Here is a 21,152-nt window from a genome sequence, read left to right on the forward strand (position 1 = left end):
GGGCGGGGGCGACGCCGTAGCCGACCAGCACCGCCTTCCGCCCGGCGGCCGCGGCTCCCGAACAGTCCGCGGCCAGGGCGGGCGGCGCGGGAGGTACGGCGGCTGCCGCGGTCGGTGCGGTCGGCGCGGCCAGGTCGGCCGGTGCGATCGGTGCGGGCGCCGGGTCGGCCGGCGCCCCCTCCGCGGGCCCGGTGTCCACCGTGATGATCGCCGCGCCGACGTCCACCGTGGCCCCCTCGGGGAAGCCCAGCGAGTGCACCAGGCCGTCGAAGGGGATGGGGAGTTCGACCGCGGCCTTGGCGGTCTCCACCTCGCAGACGATCTGGCCGTCCCGGACGCGGTCGCCGACCGCCACGTGCCAGCGGAGGATCTCGGCCTCGGTCAGCCCCTCGCCGACGTCCGGCAGGGGGAAGCGCCGGAAGCGGGGCGGCGCGGGTGCGATTGCGGTCATCTTGGATCCTCAGTGCGCGAGGGCGCGGTCGACGGCGTCGAGCACCCGGTCCAGGTCGGGCAGGTACGACTCCTCCAGCCGGGACGGCGGGTACGGCAGGTGGAAGCCGCCGACCCGGAGCACCGGGGCCTGGAGGTGGTAGAAGCAGTGCTCGGTGACCCGGGCGGCGATCTCCGCGCCCGCGCCGAGGAAGACCGGCGCCTCGTGCACGACGACCAGCCGGCCGGTGCGGCGAACCGACTCCTGCAGGGTGGGGAAGTCGATCGGCGAGATCGAGCGCAGGTCGACCACCTCGATCGAGGTGCCCTCCTGCTCGGCCGCCGCCGCGGCCTCCAGGCAGACCTTCACCATCGGCCCGTACGCGGCGAGGGTGAGGTCCCGTCCGGGGCGGGCGATCCGGGCGGCGTGCAGCGGGGCGGCCGGGGCGGGGTCGACCCCGCCCTTGTCCCAGTAGCGGCGCTTGGGTTCGAAGAAGACCACCGGGTCGTCCGACTCGATGGCCTGGCGCAACATCCAGTAGCCGTCCGACGGGGTGGCGGGGGACACCACCTTGAGGCCGGCGGTGTGCGCGAACAGCGCCTCCGGCGACTCGCTGTGGTGCTCCACGGCGCCGATGCCCCCGCCGTACGGGATGCGGATCACCAGCGGTACCCGGACCTTGCCCAGCGAGCGGGCGTGCAGCTTGGCGACCTGGGCCACGATCTGGTCGAAGGCCGGGTAGACGAAGCCGTCGAACTGGATCTCGGCGACCGGCCGGTAGCCGCGCAGGGCGAGGCCGACGGCGGTGCCGACGATCCCGGACTCGGCGAGCGGGCTGTCCAGCACCCGGGCCTCGCCGAAGTCCTTCTGCAGCCCCTCGGTGATCCGGAAGACGCCGCCGAGCCTCCCGACGTCCTCGCCCATCAGGACGACCTTGGGGTCGCGCTCCATCGCGTGCCGCAGCGCCTCGTTGAGCGCCTTGGCGAAGGTCGGCTCCGCCACCGTCACCACTCCCCCGTGCTCTCGTGGCCGGTCGGGCCGTCGGCGAACGAGGCCAGGTAGGAGGCGAGTTGGGCGCGCTCCTCGGCGACCAGCGGGTGTCCTTCGGCGTACACGTGGTCGAACAGGCTGAGCGGGTCCGGATCGGCCGTGGCGCGGACCTCCTCGCGGATCCGGACCGCCAGCCGCTCGGCCTCCGCGTCCACCGCGGCGAAGTACTCCTCGTCGGCGTGGAACTCCCGGGCCAGGTGGGCCCGCAGCCGGGCGATCGGGTCCCTGGCGGCCCAGGCCTCGCGCTCGGCCTCGTGCCGGTAGCGGCTCGGGTCGTCCGAGGTGGTGTGCGCGCCCATCCGGTAGGTGTACGCCTCGATCAGCACCGGGCCCTGGCCGCTGCGGGCGTGCTCCAGGGCGGCCCGGGTGACGGCCAGGCAGGCCAGCACGTCGTTGCCGTCCACCCGGACGCCCGGGAAGCCGAAGCCCTGGGCGCGCTGGTGGATCGGCACCCGGCTCTGCCGCTCGGTCGGCTCGGAGATCGCCCACTGGTTGTTCTGGCAGAAGAACACCACGGGCGCGTTGTAGACGGCGGCGAAGTTGAACGCCTCGGAGACGTCGCCCTGGCTGGTCGAGCCGTCGCCGAAGTAGGTGACGACGGCGGTGCCGGCGCCGTCCTGGGCGACGCCCATCGCGTAGCCGGCGGCGTGCAGCGGGTGGGCGCCGACGACCAGGGTGTACAGGTGGAAGTTGTGCTCCTGCGGGTCCCAGCCGCCGTTGGTGGTGCCCCGGAAGACCTTGATCAGGTCGAGCGGGTCGATGCCGCGGCACCAGGCGACCCCGTGCTCCCGGTAGCTGGGGAACACGAAGTCGTCCGGCCGCAGGGCCCGCGCGGAGCCGATCTGGGCGGCCTCCTGGCCCAGCAGCGGGGTCCACAGGCCGAGTTCGCCCTGCCGTTGGAGGGCGGTCGCCTCGTTGTCGAAGCGCCGGACCAGCACCATGTCGCGGTACATGGCGCGGAGTTCGTCCGGGGTGCAGCCGGGGTCCAGGCCGGGGACGTGCACCCGCTCGCCCTCGGGGGTGAGCAGCTGGACCTGGTCGGTGGAGACCGGGGCGGCCTCCAGCCGGAACGGGCCGGGCCGGGTGCCGGGGTGGAGGTCGGGGTGCGGGGCGGGGTCGAGGCCGGGGTGCAGGCCGGGGTGCGGGTCGGCCGGGGTGCGGGTCGGGCTCATCGGAGGGCTCCCGTGGGGACGCGTGCGCCGTCAGGGGCCAGGGCGGCCCCGATCTCGGCGACCAGGTCGTGGGCGAAGCCCGGCATGGCGTCGCCCAGGAAGTAGAAGTGACCGCCGTGGTAGACCCGGCGGCGGTGGCCGGCCGAGGTCTCCAGGCCCCAGCCGGCCATCGCGGCCGGCGGGCCCCAGGCGTCCTCGGTGCCGCAGAAGACGCTGATCGGGCAGGGCAGCGGGGTGCGGTCCTGCGCCGGGCGGAAGGACTCCACCGCGCGCAGGTCGGAGCGGGTCAGCCGGACGAAGCGCTCGACGAACTCCGGTACCCGGGTGAGCTGTTCGGGCAGGCCGCCCATGGCGCCCAGCTCCCGCAGCAGGGCGTCGTCGGGCAGCAGCGACAGCCGCCGCAGGGTGCGGTAGCCGGGCGGGACGCGCCCGGAGACGCCCAGCCACACCGGCGGCCGGCCCACGGCGTCCAGCGCCCGGGCGGTCTCCAGGGCGACCAGCGAGCCGTAGCTGTGGCCGAACAGCGCGAGCGGGGCGTCGGACCACGGTTCGAGGTCGGCGACGGCCAGCGCGACGGCCTCCCCGAGGTCCTCCAGCGGCTCCTCGCCGTAGCGCTTGCCGCGCCCCGGCAGGTCGAGCAGCAGCAGCTCCCAGGTCTCCGGGAGCTCCCGGTGCAGCGGGTAGTAGGCGGAGGCCGAGCCGCCCGCGTGGTGGAAGCCGATCACCCGCAGCTCGGGGTCCTCGACCGCGCGCGGCCGGACGAAGGGGGTGGGCGTCGTCATGACAGCGGCTCCAGTTCGCGGACGCTGCCGGTGACGAACCCGCCCAGCAGCTCGAAGAGTTCGACCAGCGGAAGGTCGGCGGAGAGCTCGTCGACCGGCACCTCCACGCCGTAGGCCTCCTCGATCGCGATGGTCAGCTGCATCGCGGTGAAGGAGTCGCCGCCGACGTCGAGCAGGGACTGCGAGAGGTCCAGCAGCTCCTGGTCGGCGTGCAGCACCCGGGCGAGTTCGCGGCGCAGGAACGCACCGACGTCCGGCAGCCCGTCCGCCCGCGCCGGGGCCCGGCCGGGCGCCGCGTCGGCGGTGGCCGGGTCGGGCTCGTCGATCCAGCAGCGGACCCGGCGGAACGCGTACGTCGGCAGGTCGCCGGTGCGCGGGGTGCCGGGGCGGCGCAGCGACTCGAACCGCAGGTCGGCGCCGGCCCGGAAGAGCTCGGCCAGGGCGTCGAGCAGCAGGCCGGGCGCGGCGGCCGGATCGCCGTCGAGCAGCAGCAGCGACCGGCCCTCGCGGACCAGTTCGGCGACCGCCCCGGGCACGGCCGGGCGCTCCACGGTGTGGTCGACCCGCAGGCCGAGGCGGGCCAGCCGGCGGGCCAGCCGGACGCCCGGGGCGTCCGCGGAGTCGTCCGGGCCGTCCAGCGCCGGGTGGGCGGCGAGCAGGGCGTCCAGGCCGCGGCCGACCGCCGCGGTGTCCTCGGCGAGCCGCAGCCGCACCGGCGGCTGCGGGGAGGCGGCGCCGGCCGGGGAGCGGTCGAGCGCGTCGGCCGCGGCGGCCAGCCGGACGGCGAGCCGTTCGGCGTCGGCGCCGGTCACCGCGAGGCGGTACGGGAACGCCGTCCGGCCGTCGCGCAGGGTGGCGCAGACCGCCGCCAGCTCGGCCGGCCCGGTGCGGGCCAGCCGGGCGACGGTGTCCTCGGCGAGGGCGGCGAGGCTGTCGGGGTCCTTCGCCGAGAGGGTGAGCAGCTCCGGCCCTGCCGCGGCCGGTTCGGCCGGTGCCGGGGTGTACGCCTCCAGGACGGCGTGCGCGTTGGTGCCGCTCATGCCGAAGGCGCTGATGCCGGCGATCCGGCGCTGCTGCCCGGCCGGCCAGGGCCGGGTGCGGCGCGGCACCTCGACCCGCAGCCGCTGCCAGGGGATCAGCCGGTTGAGCGGGCCGGCCGACTCCGGCTGGCCGACCGGTACGGTGCCGTGGCGCAGCATCAGCACCAGCTTGATCAGCCCGGCGATGCCGGCCGCGCTCTCCAGGTGGCCGATCCGCGACTTGACGGTGCCGACCAGCAGCGGTTCGGTGCGGCCGGGCGCCCCGCTGCCGAGGACGGCGTCCAGTGCGCCGGCCTCGATCGGGTCGCCGAGCGAGGTGCCGGTGCCGTGCGCCTCCACGTAGCCGACCTCCGCCGGGGCGATCCCGCCGTCGGCCAGGGCGGCCCGGACGACCTGCTGCTGGGCGGGGCCGTTGGGCACGGTCAGGCCGGAGGAGGCGCCGTCGTGGTTGACGGCGGTGCCGCGCAGCACGGCGAGGACGGGGCGCTGCTCGCGTTCCGCGTCGGCCAGCCGCATCAGCACCAGGGTGCCGACGCCCTCGCCGCGGCCGTAGCCGTCCGCCGAGTCCAGGAAGGCCTTGGAGCGGCCGTCCGGGGCGAGGGCCTTGCTCTGGCAGAGCGAGACCATCAGGTCGGGGGAGAAGAACACGTTGGCGCCGCCGACCAGGGCGTAGCGGCACTCGGCCCGGCGCAGGCTCTGTGCGGCCAGGTGGAGCGCGACCAGCGAGGAGGAGCAGGCGGTGTCGACGGTCAGCGCGGGCCCGGAGAAGCCGAGTGCGTAGCTGATCCGGCCGGCCGCCATGGCGTGGCCGCCGCCGGTGCCGTAGTAGGGGTCGAGCGCGGTGCGGTCGGCGCGGTGGCCGAGCCGCTCGGTGTAGTCGGCGGTCATCAGGCCGACGAACACGCCCGCCTCCAGCCGCTCCTGGCGGCGGACGGCGATCCCGGCCCGCTCCATCGCCTCCCAGGAGGTCTCCAGCAGCAGCCGCTGCTGGGGGTCGAGGGTCTCCGCCTCGCGCTGCGAGATGCCGAAGAAGGCGGGGTCGAAGTGGGCGACGTCGCGCAGGAATCCGGCGCGGTCGACGTAGGAGCGGCCGGGCCGCTCGGCGCCCGCGGTGAAGACCGAGCGCAGGCCGGGGCGGTCCTCGGGGATCGGGCCGACCGGGTCGGTGTCGCCGAGCAGGAAGTCCCAGTACTCCTCGGGGGTGGTCTGTCCGCCGGGGAGCCGCAGGCCCAGGCCGACCACGGCCAGCGGTGCGGTGGCGGCGTCCTCCAGTGCGCGGATCCGGGCCTTCAGCCGCTGCGACTGGGCGAGCTGCTGCTCCATGATGCGGCGCAGGTCATCGGTGTCCATGGTCACCTCACAGATCCACGGTCAGGTCGTCGGACAGGGCCTTGAGGAGCTCCTCGTCGCTCAGGGCGGCGAGGGTGTCCTCGGCGAGCGGCGCGGCCGGGGCGGCCGTCGGCGCGGTGGGGGCGGTGGCCGCCGCGGGGACGGCGGGGGCTTCGGACGGGGCGAGGTCGATCTGCTCGACGACGAACGCGGCCAGCTCCCGGACGGTCGGGTAGTCGATCGCGACGGTGGAGGGCAGTTCGGTGTCCAGGGCGCCGCCCAGGATGTCGCCGAGGTCGAGGACCATGATCGAGTCCATCCCGGCCTCCTCGAAGCCGCGGTCGTGGTCGGCGACGGCGTCGGGCTCGCCGAGCGTCTCGCCGATCAGCACCCGCAGGGTCTCCCGGAGCACGTTCTCGCGGTCCTCGTCCGGCAGGTCGGCCAGCAGGGCCCGCAGCCAGCCGCGCCGGCGGTCGCCCTCGGGCCGGTCGGGCGCGGCGGCGTCCTGCGCCGGGCGCTCGGCGGCGGGCTCGGGGCGGGCCGGCACGGCCAGCTCCTGGACCAGGGCCGAGCGCGGGTGGCCGCGCAGTGCCTCCAGGTACCGGGTGACGTCGATGTCGACGGCGAGCAGTCGGGCGCCGGCCGCCGAGGCGGCGTAGCCGAGCAGGGGTTCGGCGGCGTCGTCGGTCAGCGGTTCGATGCCGAGCCGGCCGATCGCCCGGCGGGCCGCCTCCGAGGCCGCCATGCCGCCCTTGGCCTGCGGCACCCACGGCCCCCATTCGACGGCGGTGGCGGGCACGCCGCGGTGCCGCAGCGATTCGGCGAGGCCGTTCAGGTAGCCGTTGGCGGCGCCGTAGTTGGCCTGGCCGGCGTTGCCGAGCAGTCCGGCCGCCGAGGAGAACAGCACGAAGGCGGTCAGCGGGATGCCGCGGACGGCGTCGGCGAGGTTGCCCGCGCCGCGCGCCTTGGCGGCGAACACGGTCTCCCAGTCCTCGGCGGTCAGCTGGTCGAAGGCGTGGTCGGCGGTGGCGCCGGCCAGGTGGAAGACGCCGCGCAGCGGGGCGTCCTGGACGGCGGCGGCCACGGCGGCGGCCGTCGCCCCCGGGTCGGTGAGGTCGGCCGCGACCACCCGGACGGCGGTGCCGCCGGCCCGCAGCCGCTCGATCACCTCCTCGGCGACCGGGTCGGGCGCCGAGCGGCCGACCAGGGTGACGGCGGTGGCGCCCTGGCGGACGACGGCCTGCGCGACGCTCAGGCCGAGCGCCCCGAGCCCGCCGGTGACCAGCACTCCGCCGCCCTGCCACTGCGGCACCGCCGGCGAGGGCATCGCCGCGGTGAGCCGGGCCAGCCGGGCGCCGTCGGCGCCGACCGCGATCCGGGTCTCCGGGATCCCCCGATCGAGCAGCAGGGTGAGGGTGCCGGCCAGCTGCTCGGGCTGCCAGCCCTCGTCCAGGACGACCCGCAGGATCCGGCGCTCGGCGTCCTCGGCCTCCAGGGCGGCGGTCATGCCCCAGAGCGCCTCGCGGACGGGTGCGGCCTCCGGGCCGCCGGTGCCGAGCACCGCGTACGGGGTGGTGCGGGGCGCGGACCGCAGGGTGGCGGCCAGCTCCAGGGCGGCGGCGAGGGCCGCCCGGTCGTCCGCGCCGCCGGGGCAGCGGGCGTCGACCAGCAGCTCGGTGGCCGCGGAGACGGTGTCGGAGACCCGGTGGCCGAGCTGTTCGAAGGCCTCGGCGATCCGCAGGCCGGGCCCGTCGGCGGCCCCGAGCACGGTGACCGTGCGGCCGGGCGCGCCCCGGCCGTCGAGGGCCGGCTCGGCCATCCAGGCCAGCTCGTAGGCGTTCGGCTGGCCGTCGCGCAGGCTCTGGCGGAGCATCGCGCGGCGGGCGTTGCGGACCCGGAAGTCCTCGGCGACCAGCAGCGACCGCCCGTCCGGGGTGAACAGGTGCAGCTCGGCGGTGCCGACCCGGCGCCGCCCGTTGGGCAGCGGCTCGGACTTCAGGGTCCGGATGTGGCCCCAGAGTTCGGGTTGCGGCGCGGACCGCTCGGGGAAGGTGATCCGGCCCGCCGAGAACGGGATGGCCAGGGTCGCGGCGCTGTGCACCTGGTCGTCGACCATGAAGCCGGCCGTGGACTGGAACACCGCGTCGATCAGGCCCGGGTAGACCTCGTAGTCGGTGACGGCGTCCGGCAGCTGCGGCTGGGCGTAGCGGACCAGCGCCTCGCCGTCCTTGATCCACAGATCGGCGATCCAGCGGAAGGACGGGCCGAGGTTGTAGCCCAGCGCGCGGAAGTAGTCGTAGAAGGCCCGGCCGGAGACGTGCCGGTCGGCCTCGGCGATGAACGCCCGGGTGTCCGTGGCCGCGGGGCGGATCCCCTCGCTCGGGCAGCCGAGCCGCGCCGACAGGTGCTTCTCCCAGACGCCCTGCTCCGGGTCCAGCAGGCTGTGCAGGGCGACCGTCCGGGAGGCGCCCTCCCCGCCGACCAGGATCTGCACGTCGTAGGACTCGCCGTCCTTGATCACCAGCGGGCGCGGGCAGATCAGGTCCTCCACGGCGAGGCCTTCGCCGCCGCCGGCGATCGCGGAGAGGATCGTCGCCAGGTGGGAGGAGGCCGGGGTGAGGACGGTGTCCTCGATCCGGTGGTCGGTCAGGTACGGCGGGAACTCGGCGCTGCGGGTCAGCGCGAAGACCCGGCCGTCGAGGGCGGGGGAGCGCAGCTCGGCGCCCCAGTGCCGGCCGCCGGCGGGTGCCGCCGGTGCGGAGGCCGCGGCGGTGTCGGCGGCGGCGGTCGCGGGGGCCGCGGCCGGGGTCCAGTAGCGGGTCGCGGCGAACGGGTGCAGCGGGGCCGGGGCCTTCGCGGCTCCGGTCGCGGCCTGCACGGCCGCCCAGTCGAGCTCCTGGCCCTGCTCGTACAGCGCCGCGGCGGCGGTGAGCAGCGCGGTGCGGTCGGCGGTGCGGCGGCGCAGCGACGGGTACGCCCCGCCGGCCGGCACGGTGCCGGCCGCGTGCAGCAGGTTGACCAGGGTGCGGTCGGGGCCGAGCTCCAGCAGCACGTCGGTGCCGAGCTCCAGCAGCGCCCGGGCGCCGTCGTGGAAGCGCACCGCCTGCCGCAGGTGCCGGGCCCAGTAGGCCGGGCCGTACGCGCCGTCCTCCAGCACCCGGCCGGTGAGGTTGGAGACGATCGGGATCCGCGGCGTACGGAACGCCAGCCCGGCCACGATCCGCTCCAGTTCGGCGGCGACCGGTTCGACGTAGCGCGAGTGCATGGCCGAGGAGACGGCCAGCTGCTGGGCGCGCACCCCCGCCTCCTTGGCGCGGCGGGCCACCTCGGCGACGCCCTGCGGCGAGCCGGAGACCACGGTGGAGCGCGGCCCGTTGAGCCCGGCCACGTCGCAGTCGGTGCCGGCCACCAGCTCCTCGGCGGTGGCGGCCGGGGCGACCAGCGAGAGCATCGCGCCGGGGCCGGTGCTCGCGATCAGCCGGGCCCGGTGGGCGGCCAGGGCGAGGCCGTCGGCCTCGTCCAGGGCGCCGGCCACCACGGCCGCGGAGATCTCGCCGAGGCTGTGCCCGGTGACCGCGGACGGGGTGACCCCCCAGGACTTCCACAGCTCGGCGAGCGCCAGCTCCAGGGCGACGATGGCGGGCTGGGCGAGGTCGATCCGCTCCAGCGCCCGGTCGTCGAGGCCGTCGACGACCAGTTCGCGCAGTCCGGTGCCGAGCAGCGGCGTCAGGACGGCGTCGCAGCGGTCGAAGACGGCGCGGAAGACCGGCTCGGTGTCGTACAGCTCGCGGCCCATCCCGGCGTACTGGCTGCCGGAGCCGGTGAACAGGAAGGCGACCTTCGGCTCGCGGCCGCCGGTGTGGGCCGGCCCCTCGCTGCCGAACGCGTCGAGCAGCTGCTCGCGGGTGGTGCCGAGCAGCGCCCGGCGGACCGGGAAGTGCGTCCGGCCGGCGCCGGCGGTGGCGGCGAGCCCGGCCGTTCCGGCGGGCGTGCCGGGCTGCGCCAGGCGGTCCTTCCAGAGGGCGGCGAGGCGCTCCCAGGCGGCCGGGTCGGGGGCCGACACCGGCACCAGGAACGGGCCCTGCGGCTCCTCGGCGGGCACGGCCGCCGGGTCGTCGGCCGGTGCCTCGCCGATCACCAGGTGGGCGTTGGTGCCGCTGAAGCCGAAGCCGGAGACGCCGGCTAGGCGCGGGCCGCCGGAGCGCCGCCAGGGGGTGAGCGAGTCGACCACGCGGATGTTCATCTCGTCCCACGGGACGTGCGGGTTCAGCTCCTCGCAGTGCAGCGAGGCGGGGATCCGGCCGTGCCGCAGCGCCAGGACGACTTTGAACACGGAGGCCATCCCGGCCGCCGACTCGGCGTGCCCGAGGTTGCTCTTCACCGAGCCGACCTGCAGCGGCTCGCCCGGCTTGCGGCCCCGGCCGAGCACGGCCCAGGCGGAGTTGAGCTCGATCGGGTCGCCGAGCGAGGTGCCGGTGCCGTGCGCCTCCAGGTAGGAGACGTCGGCGGGTGCGACGCCGGCGTCGGCCAGCGCGGCGGTGATCACGGCCTGCTGGGCGGTGCCGCTGGGCACGGTGAGGCCGGAGGAGGCGCCGTCCTGGTTGACCGCGCTGCCGTGGATCACGGCGTGCACCCGGTCGCCGTCGCGGCGGGCGTCGCTGAGCCGCTTGAGCACCAGCACCCCGCAGCCCTCGGCCCGGACGAAGCCGTTGGCGTCGGTGGAGAAGGTCTTGCAGCGGCCGTCCGGCGACAGCATGTGGGCCCGGCTCACCGCGACCGAGGTCTCCGGCGAGCTGATCACGTTGACGCCGCCGGCCAGCGCCCGGTCGCTCTCGTACGAGCGCAGCGAACGCACCGCCAGGTGCAGCGCGGTCAGCGAGGAGGAGCAGGCGGTGTCGACCGCGAGGGCCGGGCCGTTCAGGCCGAGGGTGAAGGCGATCCGGCCGGCCGCCGCGTTGAGCGCGGTGCCGGAGGCGAAGTACGCGTCCAGGCCGCCGAGTCCGGCGCTCTCCAGGTGCCGGGCGTAGTCGGAGTTGCTGATGCCGACGAACACGCCGGTGCGGGTGCCCTTGAGGGCGCTCGGCGCGGTGCCGCTGTCCTCCAGGGCGTGCCAGGACGCCTCCAGCAGCAGGCGCTGCTGCGGGTCGAGGCTCTGCGCCTCGCGCGCCGGGATGCCGAAGAAGGCGGCGTCGAAGCGGGCGATGTCGGAGAGGAAGCCGCCCTGGTCGGTGGAGATCCGGCCGGTGTCCAGCGGGTCGGTGGAGTGCAGCCGCCCGGCGTCCCAGCGGTCGGCCGGCACGGTGGTGACGGCGTCGGTGCCGGTGCGCAGCAGCTCCCACAGCTCGTCGACGCCGTCGGCGCCGGGGAAGCGTCCGGCCAGGCCGACCACGGCGATCGGCTCGGCGGTGCCGGGCCGCTGCTCCGGGGCGGGAACGGCGCCGTCCGCGGCGGGTGCGGCGGCCCGTTCGGGGCGCCGGCGGGGTGCGGCCGGGGCGCTGGTCACCTGCTGCAGGACGGCGGCGGCCAGGTCGGAGACGGTCGGGCTGTTGAAGACGTCGGCGACGTCCAGCCGCAGGCCGTACGCCTCGGAGAGGTCGCGGGCCAGGTCCACGGCCATGATCGAGTCCAGGCCGAGGTCGAAGAAGCCGGTCCGCTCCGGGACGGCGCCCGCGTCGGCGTGGCCGAGCACGGCGGCCAGCAGGGCGGCGACCTCGGTCCGGGCGGCGGCGGCCCGGACGCCCTCGGGCAGGGCGAGCAGCCGGATCCGGCCCGGGGCCTCCTCGGCCGGCGCGGCGGCGGTGCCCGGCCCGGCCGTCCCGGCGGCCCCCGCGGCCCCGGGGGCGGTCGGCGGCACCAGGCGGGCGAACAGCGGTCGGCGGCGGACGGTCGAGACCACCTCGACGAAGCGGGCCCAGTCCATCGCGCAGGCCAGCAGGTGCGCGCCCTCGCCGGGCGCGGCGGCGGCCAGCGCGGCGGTGCCCTGGGCGGGCGTCAGCTCGGCCAGGCCCATCCGGGCCAGCTTGCGGCGCTTCTCCTCGTCGGCCATGCCGTCCAGGCCCCAGGTGCCGTACGCGACGCTGGTGGCCGGGAGCCCGGCGGCGGCCCGGTGGGCGGCGATGGCGTCCAGGCCGCCGTTGGCGGCGGCGTACCCGCCGCGGCCCTCGTGGCCCCAGAGCGCGGAGACCGAGGAGGTCTGCACGAAGAAGTCCAGCGGCCAGTCGCGGGCGGCCAGGTGCAGCCACCAGGCGCCGCTGTACTTGCCGCGCAGCGCCGCCGCGAAGTCGGCGGCCCCGGCCGTGGCGAGCGCGGCCTCGGGCAGCGTGCCCGCGCCGTGCACCACGCCGCGCACCGGCGGCAGCCCGTCCAGGGCGCGCAGCGCCGTGGCGAGCTCGGCGGGCGCGTCGCAGTCGGCGGCGCGGTAGCGGACGTCGGCACCCTCGGCGCGCAGTGCGGCGAGCGCGCCCGCGGCCTCGGCGGACAGCCCCTCCTCGGGGGTGCGGCCGACCAGCAGCAGGTGGCGGGCGCCGCGTCGGACCAGGTCCGCGGCGACGGCCCGGCCGATCGCGCCGAGTCCGCCGGTGAGCAGGTACGAGCCGTCGGCGGTGACCGGCAGTTCGGGGCTCCACCCGTCGGCGACCGGCCGCAGCCGGGCGGCCAGCACGCGGCCGTCGCGGACCGCCGCGAGGTCCTCCGCGGAGTCCGAGCGGACCAGGGCCAGCAGGGCGCGGGCGTCGTCCGCGGTGGGTGCGGCCGGCACGTCGACCGTGCCGCCCCAGACGGCGCCCAGCTCCAGGCCGAGGACGGGGGAGAGGCCGTGCAGCAGTCCGGCGGCGGTGGCCGGTACGGCGTCCGCCGGCAGGATCCGGCGGGCGCCCCGGGTGACCGCGAACGCCCGGCCGCCCGGACCGGCCGCGTACAGCGAGCGGACCGCCGAGACCACCGAGGCGAGCAGCTCGGCGCCCTCGCCCGCCGGGTCGCCGGGTGCGTCGGCGCTCTCCGGCAGCGCGGCGGCGGACGGGACGAGCACCAGGTCGACCGGGCGGCCGTCGGTGCGGGCGGCCCAGAACTCCTGCCACCCGGCGTCGTCGGCGGGCAGCGCGGCGTGCGACCAGCCCGTCGGCAGTCCGGCGGGGACCGGCCCGACCACGGTGCCGGCCGGGCCGGCCTGCGCGGCCAGCAGGGCGAGCAGCGCGGTGTCGTCGCCCGCCAGGACCAGCGCGTGGCCCCCGGCGGGGGCGGGCAGCGCCCCCGCCGGCTGCCAGTCCAGCTCGTACAGCGGCGCGGCCTCCGGCGCGGGTGCCGCGTCGGCGGTGGCCTCCGGGGCGTGGGTCGCCCGCTGCCACGGGTAGCCGGGCAGGTCGAGCACGGCGCGCGGCAGCTCCGGGCGCGGCCCGGCGTGCGCGGCGTCCACCAGGGCGACGGCGGGCGGGTCCTGACCGGCCGCCAGGGCGGTCAGTGCGGCGAGCGCCGCGGTCCGGTCGGCGGCGGAGACCTGCGCGAGGACGGCCAGCCGGGCCCGGCCCAGGCTCACGGTGTGCGCGAACGCGCCGTACGCGGCGTCGTCCAGGCCGGCCAGCCGCTCGGCGAGCAGCCCGGCCAGGGTGCGCAGCGCCTCCGGGGTCGCCGCGGACAGCTCGAAGCCGGCCACCGGCGCCGTCCCGGCGGCGGACCCGGAGGGCCCGGAGGACCTGTCGGAGCCGTCGGCCGGTTCGGCGGCGCCGAGCACCACGTGCGCGTTGGTGCCGCTCATCCCGAAGGAGCTGACGCCGGCGTAGCGGCCGGTGCCCTCCGCCTCCCACGCCCGGGCCTCGGCGGAGACCGTGACGGCGGTGCCGTCCAGCTGGATCCGCGGATTGAGGGTGGTGAAGTGCGCCAGCGGCGGCACCTCGCGGTGGCGCAGGCAGAGGATCGCCTTGATCAGCCCCATCACCCCGGCGGCGGCCTCCTGGTGGCCGAAGTTCGCCTTGAGCGAGCCGACGTGCAGGGTGGTCCCGCCGTTGCGGCGGCCCAGCGCGGCGACGATCGCCTCCATCTCGATCGGGTCGCCGAGCGAGGTGCCGGTGCCGTGCGCCTCCAGCAGGCCGATGTCGGCCGGGTCCAGGCCGGCGTCGGCCAGCGCGGCCTCGATCAGCGCGATCTGGGAGAGCACGTTGGGCGCGGTGAAGCCGGAGGAGCGGCCGTCCTGGTTGGTGGCGGTGCCGTGCACGACGGCCAGCACCCGGTCGTGGTCGCGCCGGGCGTCGGCGAGCCGCTTGAGGACGACCAGGCCGGCGCCCTCGCCGCGGACGAAGCCGTTGGCGCGGGCGTCGAACGCCCGGCACAGCCCGTCCGGGGAGAGCGAGCGGGTCTGCTCGATCACCCGGGTGGAACCCGGCGAGAGCACCAGGTTGACGCCGCCCGCCAGGGCCACGTCGACCTCGCCCCGGCGCAGCGCCTGGGCGGCCTGGTGCACCGCGACCAGCGAGGATGCGCAGGCGGTGTCGATGGCGACGGCCGGGCCGGTCAGCCCCAGCGAGTAGGCGATCCGGCCGGCCGCGAAGCTGTGGCCGTTGCCGGTGGTCCAGTAGGCGTCCGGGTCGCCGGCCAGCCAGTCCGCGTAGTCCTGGCGGCCGGTGATGCCGACGTAGGTGCCGACCTGCCGGCCGGCCAGGGCGTCCGGCGCCAGCGCGGCGTGCTCCAGCGCCTCCCAGGCGACCTCCAGCAGCAGGCGGTGCTGCGGGTCGATCGCCCGGGCCTCGCGCGGGCTGATCCCGAAGAAGGCGGCGTCGAAGTCGAGCACCCCGTCCAGGAAGCTGCCCCGGTGGGGCAGGTCGGCCCACTCGGCGGCGAACGGGCCCATCCGCTCGGCGGGGCGCGGCCGGACGTGGTCGGCGCCGCCCCGCAGGGCAGCCCAGTAGCCGTCCAGGTCGCGGATGCCGCCGGGGGCGCGCAGTCCGGCGCCGATCACCGCGAGCGGCTGGCTGCCGCTGCTCTCGGCCAGCTGGGCCTTCAGGTTCTTGATGGTCTCCAGCGCCCGGGTCAGCGGGGTGACCGCGCCGGCTGCGCCGTTGTTCGATGTCATCTGGGAGCGTCCCTGTCTCGGTGCCGTGGTCGGTTCGGGGGCTGCCTGCACGGCTCAGCCCGCCGTGATCGCGGTCTGAAGCCGCTCGCTGAGCGCGCCCGAAAGGGCACGCGAGTTGCCGTAGGTCCACAGGAGGGTGGGGGAGAGGGTGAGGCCGAACGAGGCCTCCAGCCGGTTGCGCAGCTCCAGGCTCATCAGCGAGTCCAGCCCCATCGCCTTGAACGGGGTCTCCTGCGCGATGCCGGCCGGGTCCAGCCGGAGCACCCGGCCGACGTTCTCCCGGACCCTGGTCTCCACCAGCCCCTGGCGGCCGGTCTCGTCGGTGCTGCGGAACAGCGCCAGGAAGTCGCCGCCGGCCGGGGCCGCGCCCTGCTCCCGCTGCATCCGGTGCAGCGTCCGCCAGGTCTTCTGGGCGGCCGTGCCCGGGTAGGCGTCGAACCACTGCCGCAGGTCGAGCGGCACGTAGCCGACCACCTGGCGGTCCTGGCCGAGCAGCCGGGCGAGGGCCGCCCACGCCTCACCGGCGGTGAAGGCGCCCAGGCCGTGGTCGCCGAGCCGGGCGCCGCGGATGTCCTCCCGGGCGGCCAGGCCGATCTCCGCGAACGGGCCCCACTGGACGGCCAGCGCCGGGCGGCCCGCCCGGCGGCGGGCCTCGGCCAGCGCGTCGAGGTAGGCGTTGGCGGCGGCGTAGCCGGCCTGGCCGGGGTTGCCGATCAGCGAGGCGACCGAGGAGAACAGCACGAACAGGTCGAGCGGGTCGTCGGCGGTCGCCGCGTCCAGGTGCCGGGCGCCGTCCACCTTGGGGGCCAGCACCCGTGCGGTCTGCTCGGGGCGCAGGTTCAGCACGGTGGCGTCGTCCAGCACGCCGGCCGCGTGCACCACCCCGCGCAGCGGCGGCAGTTCGGCCCGCACCGCGTCCAGGGCGGTGCGCAGCGCGGCGCCGTCGGCGACGTCCACCGCGTGCACGGCCACCCGCACGCCGGCCGCCCGCAGCCGGGCGATCCGCCGCTCGGCGTCCGGGCCCGGCGCCGACCGGCCGAGCAGCACCAGCGCGCCGGCGCCGTGCTCGGCGAACCACTCGGCCAGCGACAGGCCGAGCGCGCCCAGGCCGCCGCTGACCAGGTAGCTGCCGTCGGCCCGGAAGCGGCCGCCGGGCATCGCCTCCGGCACCACGCTGCGCACCGTCTCCGGGCGGTCCAGCACGAACTTGCCGATGTGCCGGCCGTGCGACATCTCGCGCAGCACCTCGGCGGCGTCCGCGAAGGCGTGCGAGAGCCGGGGCAGCGGCCTGATCCGGCCGTCGGCGACCAGCCGCCAGGCCTCCGCGAACAGCCGGGCGAACTTCGCCGGGCGGCGGTCGAGCAGCCCGGCCAGGTCGACGGAGGCGAAGCTGATGCTCTTGCGGAACGCGGCCAGGCTGAGGTTGCGGGCGCCGTAGATGTCCTTCTTGCCGACCTCGACGAACCGGCCGTCCTCGGCGAGCGCGTCCAGGCCGAGCGGGATCGCCGCGCCGGTCAGCGAGTTGAGCACCACGTCGACGCCCCGGCCGCCGGTCGCCCGGTGCACGCCCTGCGCCCAGGAGAGGTCGCGGGAGTCGAAGACGTGCGCGATGCCGAGCCCGCGCAGGTGGGCGCGCTTCTCCTCGGTACCGGCGGTGGCGATCACCTCGGCGCCCAGGGCGCGGGCCACCTGGACGGCCGCCAGGCCGAGGCCGCCGGCCGCCGAGTGCACCAGCACGGTCTCGCCGGCCTCCAGCCGGGCCAGGTCGTGCAGCGCGTACCAGGCGGTGCCCAGGACCAGCGGCAGGCCGGCCGCGTCGGCGTCGGAGAGGCCGTCCGGGACGGGCTGCACGTGCTCCGCCCGCAGGGTCAGGTGGGAGGCCAGCGCGCCCATCGCGCAGGCGGCCACCCGGTCGCCGACGGCCAGGCCGCAGACCCCGGCGCCGACCGCGGTGACCCGGCCCGCGCACTCGCCGCCGAGCAGCGCGGCGCCGCCCGAGCGGTCGGGGTAGGTGCCCATGGTCTTCATCACGTCGATGAAGTTGAGGCCGGCCGCGGTCACCTCGATCTCGACCTCGCCCGGGCCGGGCGCCCGGCGGGCGAGCGGACGGTAGCCGACCGCGTCCCAGAAGCCGGGCCGGTCGGTGGCCAGCCGGAACGGCTGGTCGGACGCGCGCCACGGGGCGGTGGGGGCGGGCTCGTCGACGTCCGGTCCGCCCGGCACCAGCCGGGCCACCAGCCGGCGTCCGGCCCGCAGCGCTACCTGGTCCTCGCCGTCGCCGGTGAGCAGTTCGGCCGCGCAATCGGCGGCCCAGTCCGCGGTGCCGGGCAGGACGTCGACCAGCAGCGCCTCCAGCTCCGGGTGCTCCCGGCGGACGACCCGGGTGAAGCCCCAGAACAGAGCCGCGCCCGGATCCGGCGCATCGGCCGGCAGGACGGCCTGGGCGGCGGCGGTGACCACGGCGAGCCGGGGCGCGGAGGGCAGCGCGCCGGCCGCCCGGACCAGGTCGGCGACGGTGTCCAGTGCGGCGCGCTGGGCGCTCAGCCCGGCCGCGGCGTCCGGGGCCAGGAGGGCGATCCCGGCCGGTGCGCCGGTGAGGTCCGCCGGGCCGCCGACGGCGACCTCGGCCCCGGCCGCGGCGAGCGCCGCCGCCAGCTCCTCGGCGCGCGCCCCGGAGCCGACCAGCAGCCAGCGGCCGGGCTCCCCGGCGGGTGCCGGGCGGGGCTCCTCGGCGAAGCGCAGCCGGTACTCGCGCCCGGCCTCCTCCGCGCCGTCGGCGGCCTGCTCCAGGGGCTGCATCCGCAGGCCCTCCATGGTCAGCAGCGGCTGCCGGTCGGCGTCGTACAGGTACAGGTCGAAGGTGTCCGCGGCCCGCCGCACCGCCGCGGACCAGAGCCCGGTGACGGTCTCGGCGAGGTCGGCGAGCAGGTGGATCCGGTGCACGCCGACCGGCACCACCAGGCCGTCGCCGCTGCACAGCGGCAGTACCGCCTGCAGCGCGCCGTCCCACAGCGCCGGGTGCAGGCCGTGCGGGCGGGCGCCGGCCCGGCAGCGGGCGGCCAGCTCGACCCGGGCGAGGGTGCGGTCGCCGTCGGCGTGCAGCGCCCGGACGCCCTGGAAGGCCGGGCCGTAGTCGAGGCCGCGGGCCGCCGTCGCGGCGTAGAACTCCTCGGCGGACTGCGGCGCGTGGTCGAGCAGCTGCGCCGGGAACGGCTCGTCGGCGACGGCCGCCGGCTGTCCGGCCGCCCGGGCGGTGGCGTGCACCGTCCAGCCGTCCGCGCCGTCGGGCAGCGACAGCAGGGTGAACGAGCCGCCCTCGCTGACGTCGTCGCGCCAGAGCGCGCCCAGGTGGGCCGGGCCCTCGCCGAGGGTCAGGTCACTGGCGAAGGAGACGTCGGTGAGCACCGCCGGCAGCACGCCGTGCCGGGAGCGGGCGGCGCCCAGCGCGTACGCCAGCATCGCGGCGCCGGGCAGCACCACGGCCTCGCCGACCCGGTGGTCGGAGAGCCAGGGCGCGCCGTCGGTGGACAGGTCCAGGGTGCCGTGCCAGGTGTCCTGCTCGGTGACGGCCGGCTCCAGCCGGAAGACCGAGGAGTCCCGGTCGACCGCCCGGCGCGAGGTGTCCAGCCAGTACGCGGCGCGCTGCCACGGGTAGCCGGGCACCTCGGCGAAGGCGCGCGGCAGGCCGGCGAACGGCTCCAGTCCGGCCGGGTAGGCGCGGGCCAGGGCGTTCGCCAGGTCGCGGGCCGAACCGGCCTGGCGGCGCAGCGAGGTCAGCACGGCGGCCTGCGGCTCGCGGGCCCCGGCCAGCTGTTCGACGGCGGGGGCCAGGATCGGGTGCGGGCTGATCTCCACGACGTGGGTGACGCCCGCGTCGAGCAGCTCGCCCAGCGCGTCGGCGAACAGCACCGGGCGCCGCAGGTTCTCCACCCAGTAGCCGGTGTCCATCTCCGGGCCGGCCAGCTGCTCCACCCGGACGGTCGACATCAGCGGGATCCGGCCGGCGCGCGGACGGACCGGCTCCAGGGCGGCCGTGAGGTCCTCGCGCAGCTCGTCCATCTGCGGGCTGTGCGAGGCGTAGTCGACGTTGACCATGCGGCAGAAGACGCCCTCGGCCTCCAGGATCTCCTTGAGCGCCTCGACGGCGTCGCTCTCCCCGGACAGTACGCAGGAGCTCGGGCCGTTGTTGACGGCGACCGACACCAGCTCCTCGAAGCCGGCCAGCGCCTCCCGGGCGGCCTCGATGCCCAGGTCGACGGCGAGCATCCGGCCCCGGCCGGACATCCGGCGGGCGATCGCGCTGCGCCGGGCGATGATCAGCGCGGCGTCCTGGTACGAGAGGATGCCGGCCAGGGTGGCGGCGGTGACCTCGCCCTGGCTGTGGCCGATCACCACGTCCGGCTCGACCCCGGCGGCGCGCCAGAGCTCGGCGATGCCCAGCGAGACGGCCCACAGGGTCGGCTGGACCATGTCGAGGCGCTCCAGCCAGCCGTCGCCGGCCCGGCCGGAGACCACCTCGACGAGGTCCCAGTCGGTGTACGGCCGCAGGGCCTCGGCGCAGCGGTGGATCACCGCGGCGAAGGCCGGGCGGTCCCGGTAGAGTTCGGCGCCCATGCCGGCCCACTGGGAGCCCTGGCCGGGGAAGACGAAGGCGGTGCGACCGGCCGGGTCCGTGCTGCGGCCGGTCGCGGCGGGGGCCGGCTCGGCGGCCGGGTCGGCGGCGAACTCCTTCAGCAGGGCGGCGAGTTCGGCGGCGTCCTCGGCGACGAAGGCGGCCCGGGAGGGGAGCGAGTCGCGGCGGTGGGCCAGCGTGCCGGCCAGCTCGGCGAGGGCGGCCGGGCCGACCTCCCCGGCGGCGGCGAGCTGCTCGGCCAGGCCGGCGGCCCGGTCGCGCAGCGCCTGCTCGTTGTGCCCGGAGACCGGGACGACGAGCGGCAGTTCGACGGCCGCGGGGGCGCCGTCGGCGGCGGCCGGAGCCGCGGCCGGGGCGCGCATCACGACCGCGTGGGCGTTGGTGCCGCCCCACCCGAAGGAGTTGACGCCCATGTAGACGGGACCGTCCTCCGGGAGGGGCAGCGGCTCGCGTACGACACGCACGTTCAGCTCGTCGAAGGGGATCCGGGGGCTGAGGGTCTCGGCGTGCAGGCTCGGCGGGACGACACCGTGCTCCAGCGACAGCACGACCTTGAACAGGCCGGCCAGGCCGGAGGCGGCCTCCAGGTGTCCCACGTTCGACTTGACCGAGCCGATCGCGAGCGGTCCGGCGCTGTGGCGCCGCTGACCGAGGGCGCGACCGATGGCGCCGGCTTCCACGGGATCTCCGCGGCGGGTGCCGGTGCCGTGTGCTTCCACGTACGCGAGCTCGTCGAGGGGTACGCCGGCGTCCGCGTAGACGCGGCGCAGCAGGTCCTCCTGGGCCTCGGGGCTCGGGGTGACCAGGCTGTCGCCGCCGCCGTCGTTGTTGACGGCGGTACGGACGATCACGGCGTGGATGCGGTCGCCGTCCGCGAGGGCCCGGGCGAGGGTCTTGACGTACACCGCGGCGACGCCCTCCCCCCGGACGAAGCCGTTGGCGGCGTCGGCGAACGCGGCGCAGCGGCCGTCGGGGGACAGGCCGCCGAAGTGGGTGAGGCCGATCGAGACGTCGGGCGTCAGGATCAGGTTGACGCCGCCGACCAGCGCGGCGTCGATCTCGCCGGCCCGCAGCGCCTGGGCGGCCAGGTGCAGGGCGACCAGCGAGGAGGAGCAGCCGGTGGCGACGCTCAGGCTGGGGCCGCGCAGGCCGAGGAAGTAGGAGAGGCGCGCGGCGATCACGTCGATGGCGTGGCCGACCGCGGAGCGCTGGGTGGCGCCGCCGACGGTGTTCTTGCGCAGCAGCTCGTAGTCGTGCCAGATCGCGCCGATGTAGACGCCGGTGCGGCTGCCGCGGATGTCCTGGGCGCGGACGCCGGCGTCCTCCAGTGCCTGCCAGCCGGCCTCCAGGACGAGCCGCTGCTGCGGGTCGATGTCCTCGACCTCGCGCGGGGAGATGCCGAAGAACGCCGGGTCGAACTCGTCGACCCCGTCGATGAATCCGCCGACCGCCTGGATCTGCTTCTCCGGGTCGAGCTGGGCGGAGGCGTCCCAGCGCGAGGGCGGCACGGGCCGGATCGCGTGGCCGCGCTCCGTCAGGAGGCGCCAGAGGCTCTCGGTGTCGGGGGCTCCGGGGAAGCGGCCGGCCATGCCGACGACGGCGACCAGCTCGGCGGGGTCGTGAGGGTTCACAGCGTCCGTGGGCATCTCTCTACC

7 protein-coding genes are annotated in these 21,152 nt (G+C 77.0%); all 7 read right to left on the minus strand.

The annotated features are described in order from the left end of the window. Positions 1-451, minus strand: a 451-nt coding sequence (locus tag ACWGB8_RS08935; RefSeq protein WP_452211676.1) for a biotin/lipoyl-containing protein, incomplete at its 3' end; no start/stop codon positions are given. A 9-nt stretch (positions 452-460) separates the two neighbouring features. Further along, a complete protein-coding gene (locus ACWGB8_RS08940) occupies positions 461-1,432 on the minus strand; it encodes an alpha-ketoacid dehydrogenase subunit beta (protein ID WP_452211677.1) in 972 nt (323 codons plus the stop codon). Between the two features lie 2 nt (positions 1,433-1,434). Then, positions 1,435-2,652 carry a pyruvate dehydrogenase (acetyl-transferring) E1 component subunit alpha gene (gene pdhA / locus ACWGB8_RS08945; protein WP_452211679.1) on the minus strand — a complete coding sequence of 406 codons (1,218 nt, stop codon included), beginning with the start codon at positions 2,650-2,652 and terminating at the stop codon, positions 1,435-1,437. Further along, complete coding sequence (locus ACWGB8_RS08950) at positions 2,649-3,434, minus strand: thioesterase II family protein (RefSeq protein WP_452211681.1); 786 nt, start codon at positions 3,432-3,434, stop codon at positions 2,649-2,651. Before ACWGB8_RS08950 ends, pdhA begins: the two co-directional genes overlap by 4 nt. Then, the gene (locus ACWGB8_RS08955) at positions 3,431-5,824 is read right to left on the minus strand and encodes a beta-ketoacyl synthase N-terminal-like domain-containing protein (RefSeq protein ID WP_452211683.1); all 2,394 of its coding nucleotides are present in this window, start codon (positions 5,822-5,824) and stop codon (positions 3,431-3,433) included. Before ACWGB8_RS08955 ends, ACWGB8_RS08950 begins: the two co-directional genes overlap by 4 nt. Before the next feature lie 7 nt (positions 5,825-5,831). Then, complete coding sequence (locus tag ACWGB8_RS08960) at positions 5,832-14,864, minus strand: SDR family NAD(P)-dependent oxidoreductase (RefSeq protein WP_452211685.1); 9,033 nt, start codon at positions 14,862-14,864, stop codon at positions 5,832-5,834. Positions 14,865-14,918: 54 nt separating this feature from the next. After that, positions 14,919-21,143, minus strand: coding sequence for an SDR family NAD(P)-dependent oxidoreductase (locus ACWGB8_RS08965; protein ID WP_452211687.1), 6,225 nt, complete (start codon positions 21,141-21,143; stop codon positions 14,919-14,921). Between the last annotated feature and the right edge of the window lie 9 nt (positions 21,144-21,152).

Source organism: Kitasatospora sp. NPDC054939, from assembly GCF_053610105.1.

What these genes read in the sequence shown, in the direction of transcription:
- pdhA (WP_452211679.1), bottom strand. Translation starts at nt 2,652, where the DNA reads ATGAGCCCGACCCGCACCCCGGCCGACCCGCACCCCGGCCTGCACCCC.
- ACWGB8_RS08950 (WP_452211681.1), bottom strand. Translation starts at nt 3,434, where the DNA reads ATGACGACGCCCACCCCCTTCGTCCGGCCGCGCGCGGTCGAGGACCCC.
- ACWGB8_RS08955 (WP_452211683.1), bottom strand. Translation starts at nt 5,824, where the DNA reads ATGGACACCGATGACCTGCGCCGCATCATGGAGCAGCAGCTCGCCCAG.
- ACWGB8_RS08960 (WP_452211685.1), bottom strand. Translation starts at nt 14,864, where the DNA reads ATGACATCGAACAACGGCGCAGCCGGCGCGGTCACCCCGCTGACCCGG.
- ACWGB8_RS08965 (WP_452211687.1), bottom strand. Translation starts at nt 21,143, where the DNA reads ATGCCCACGGACGCTGTGAACCCTCACGACCCCGCCGAGCTGGTCGCC.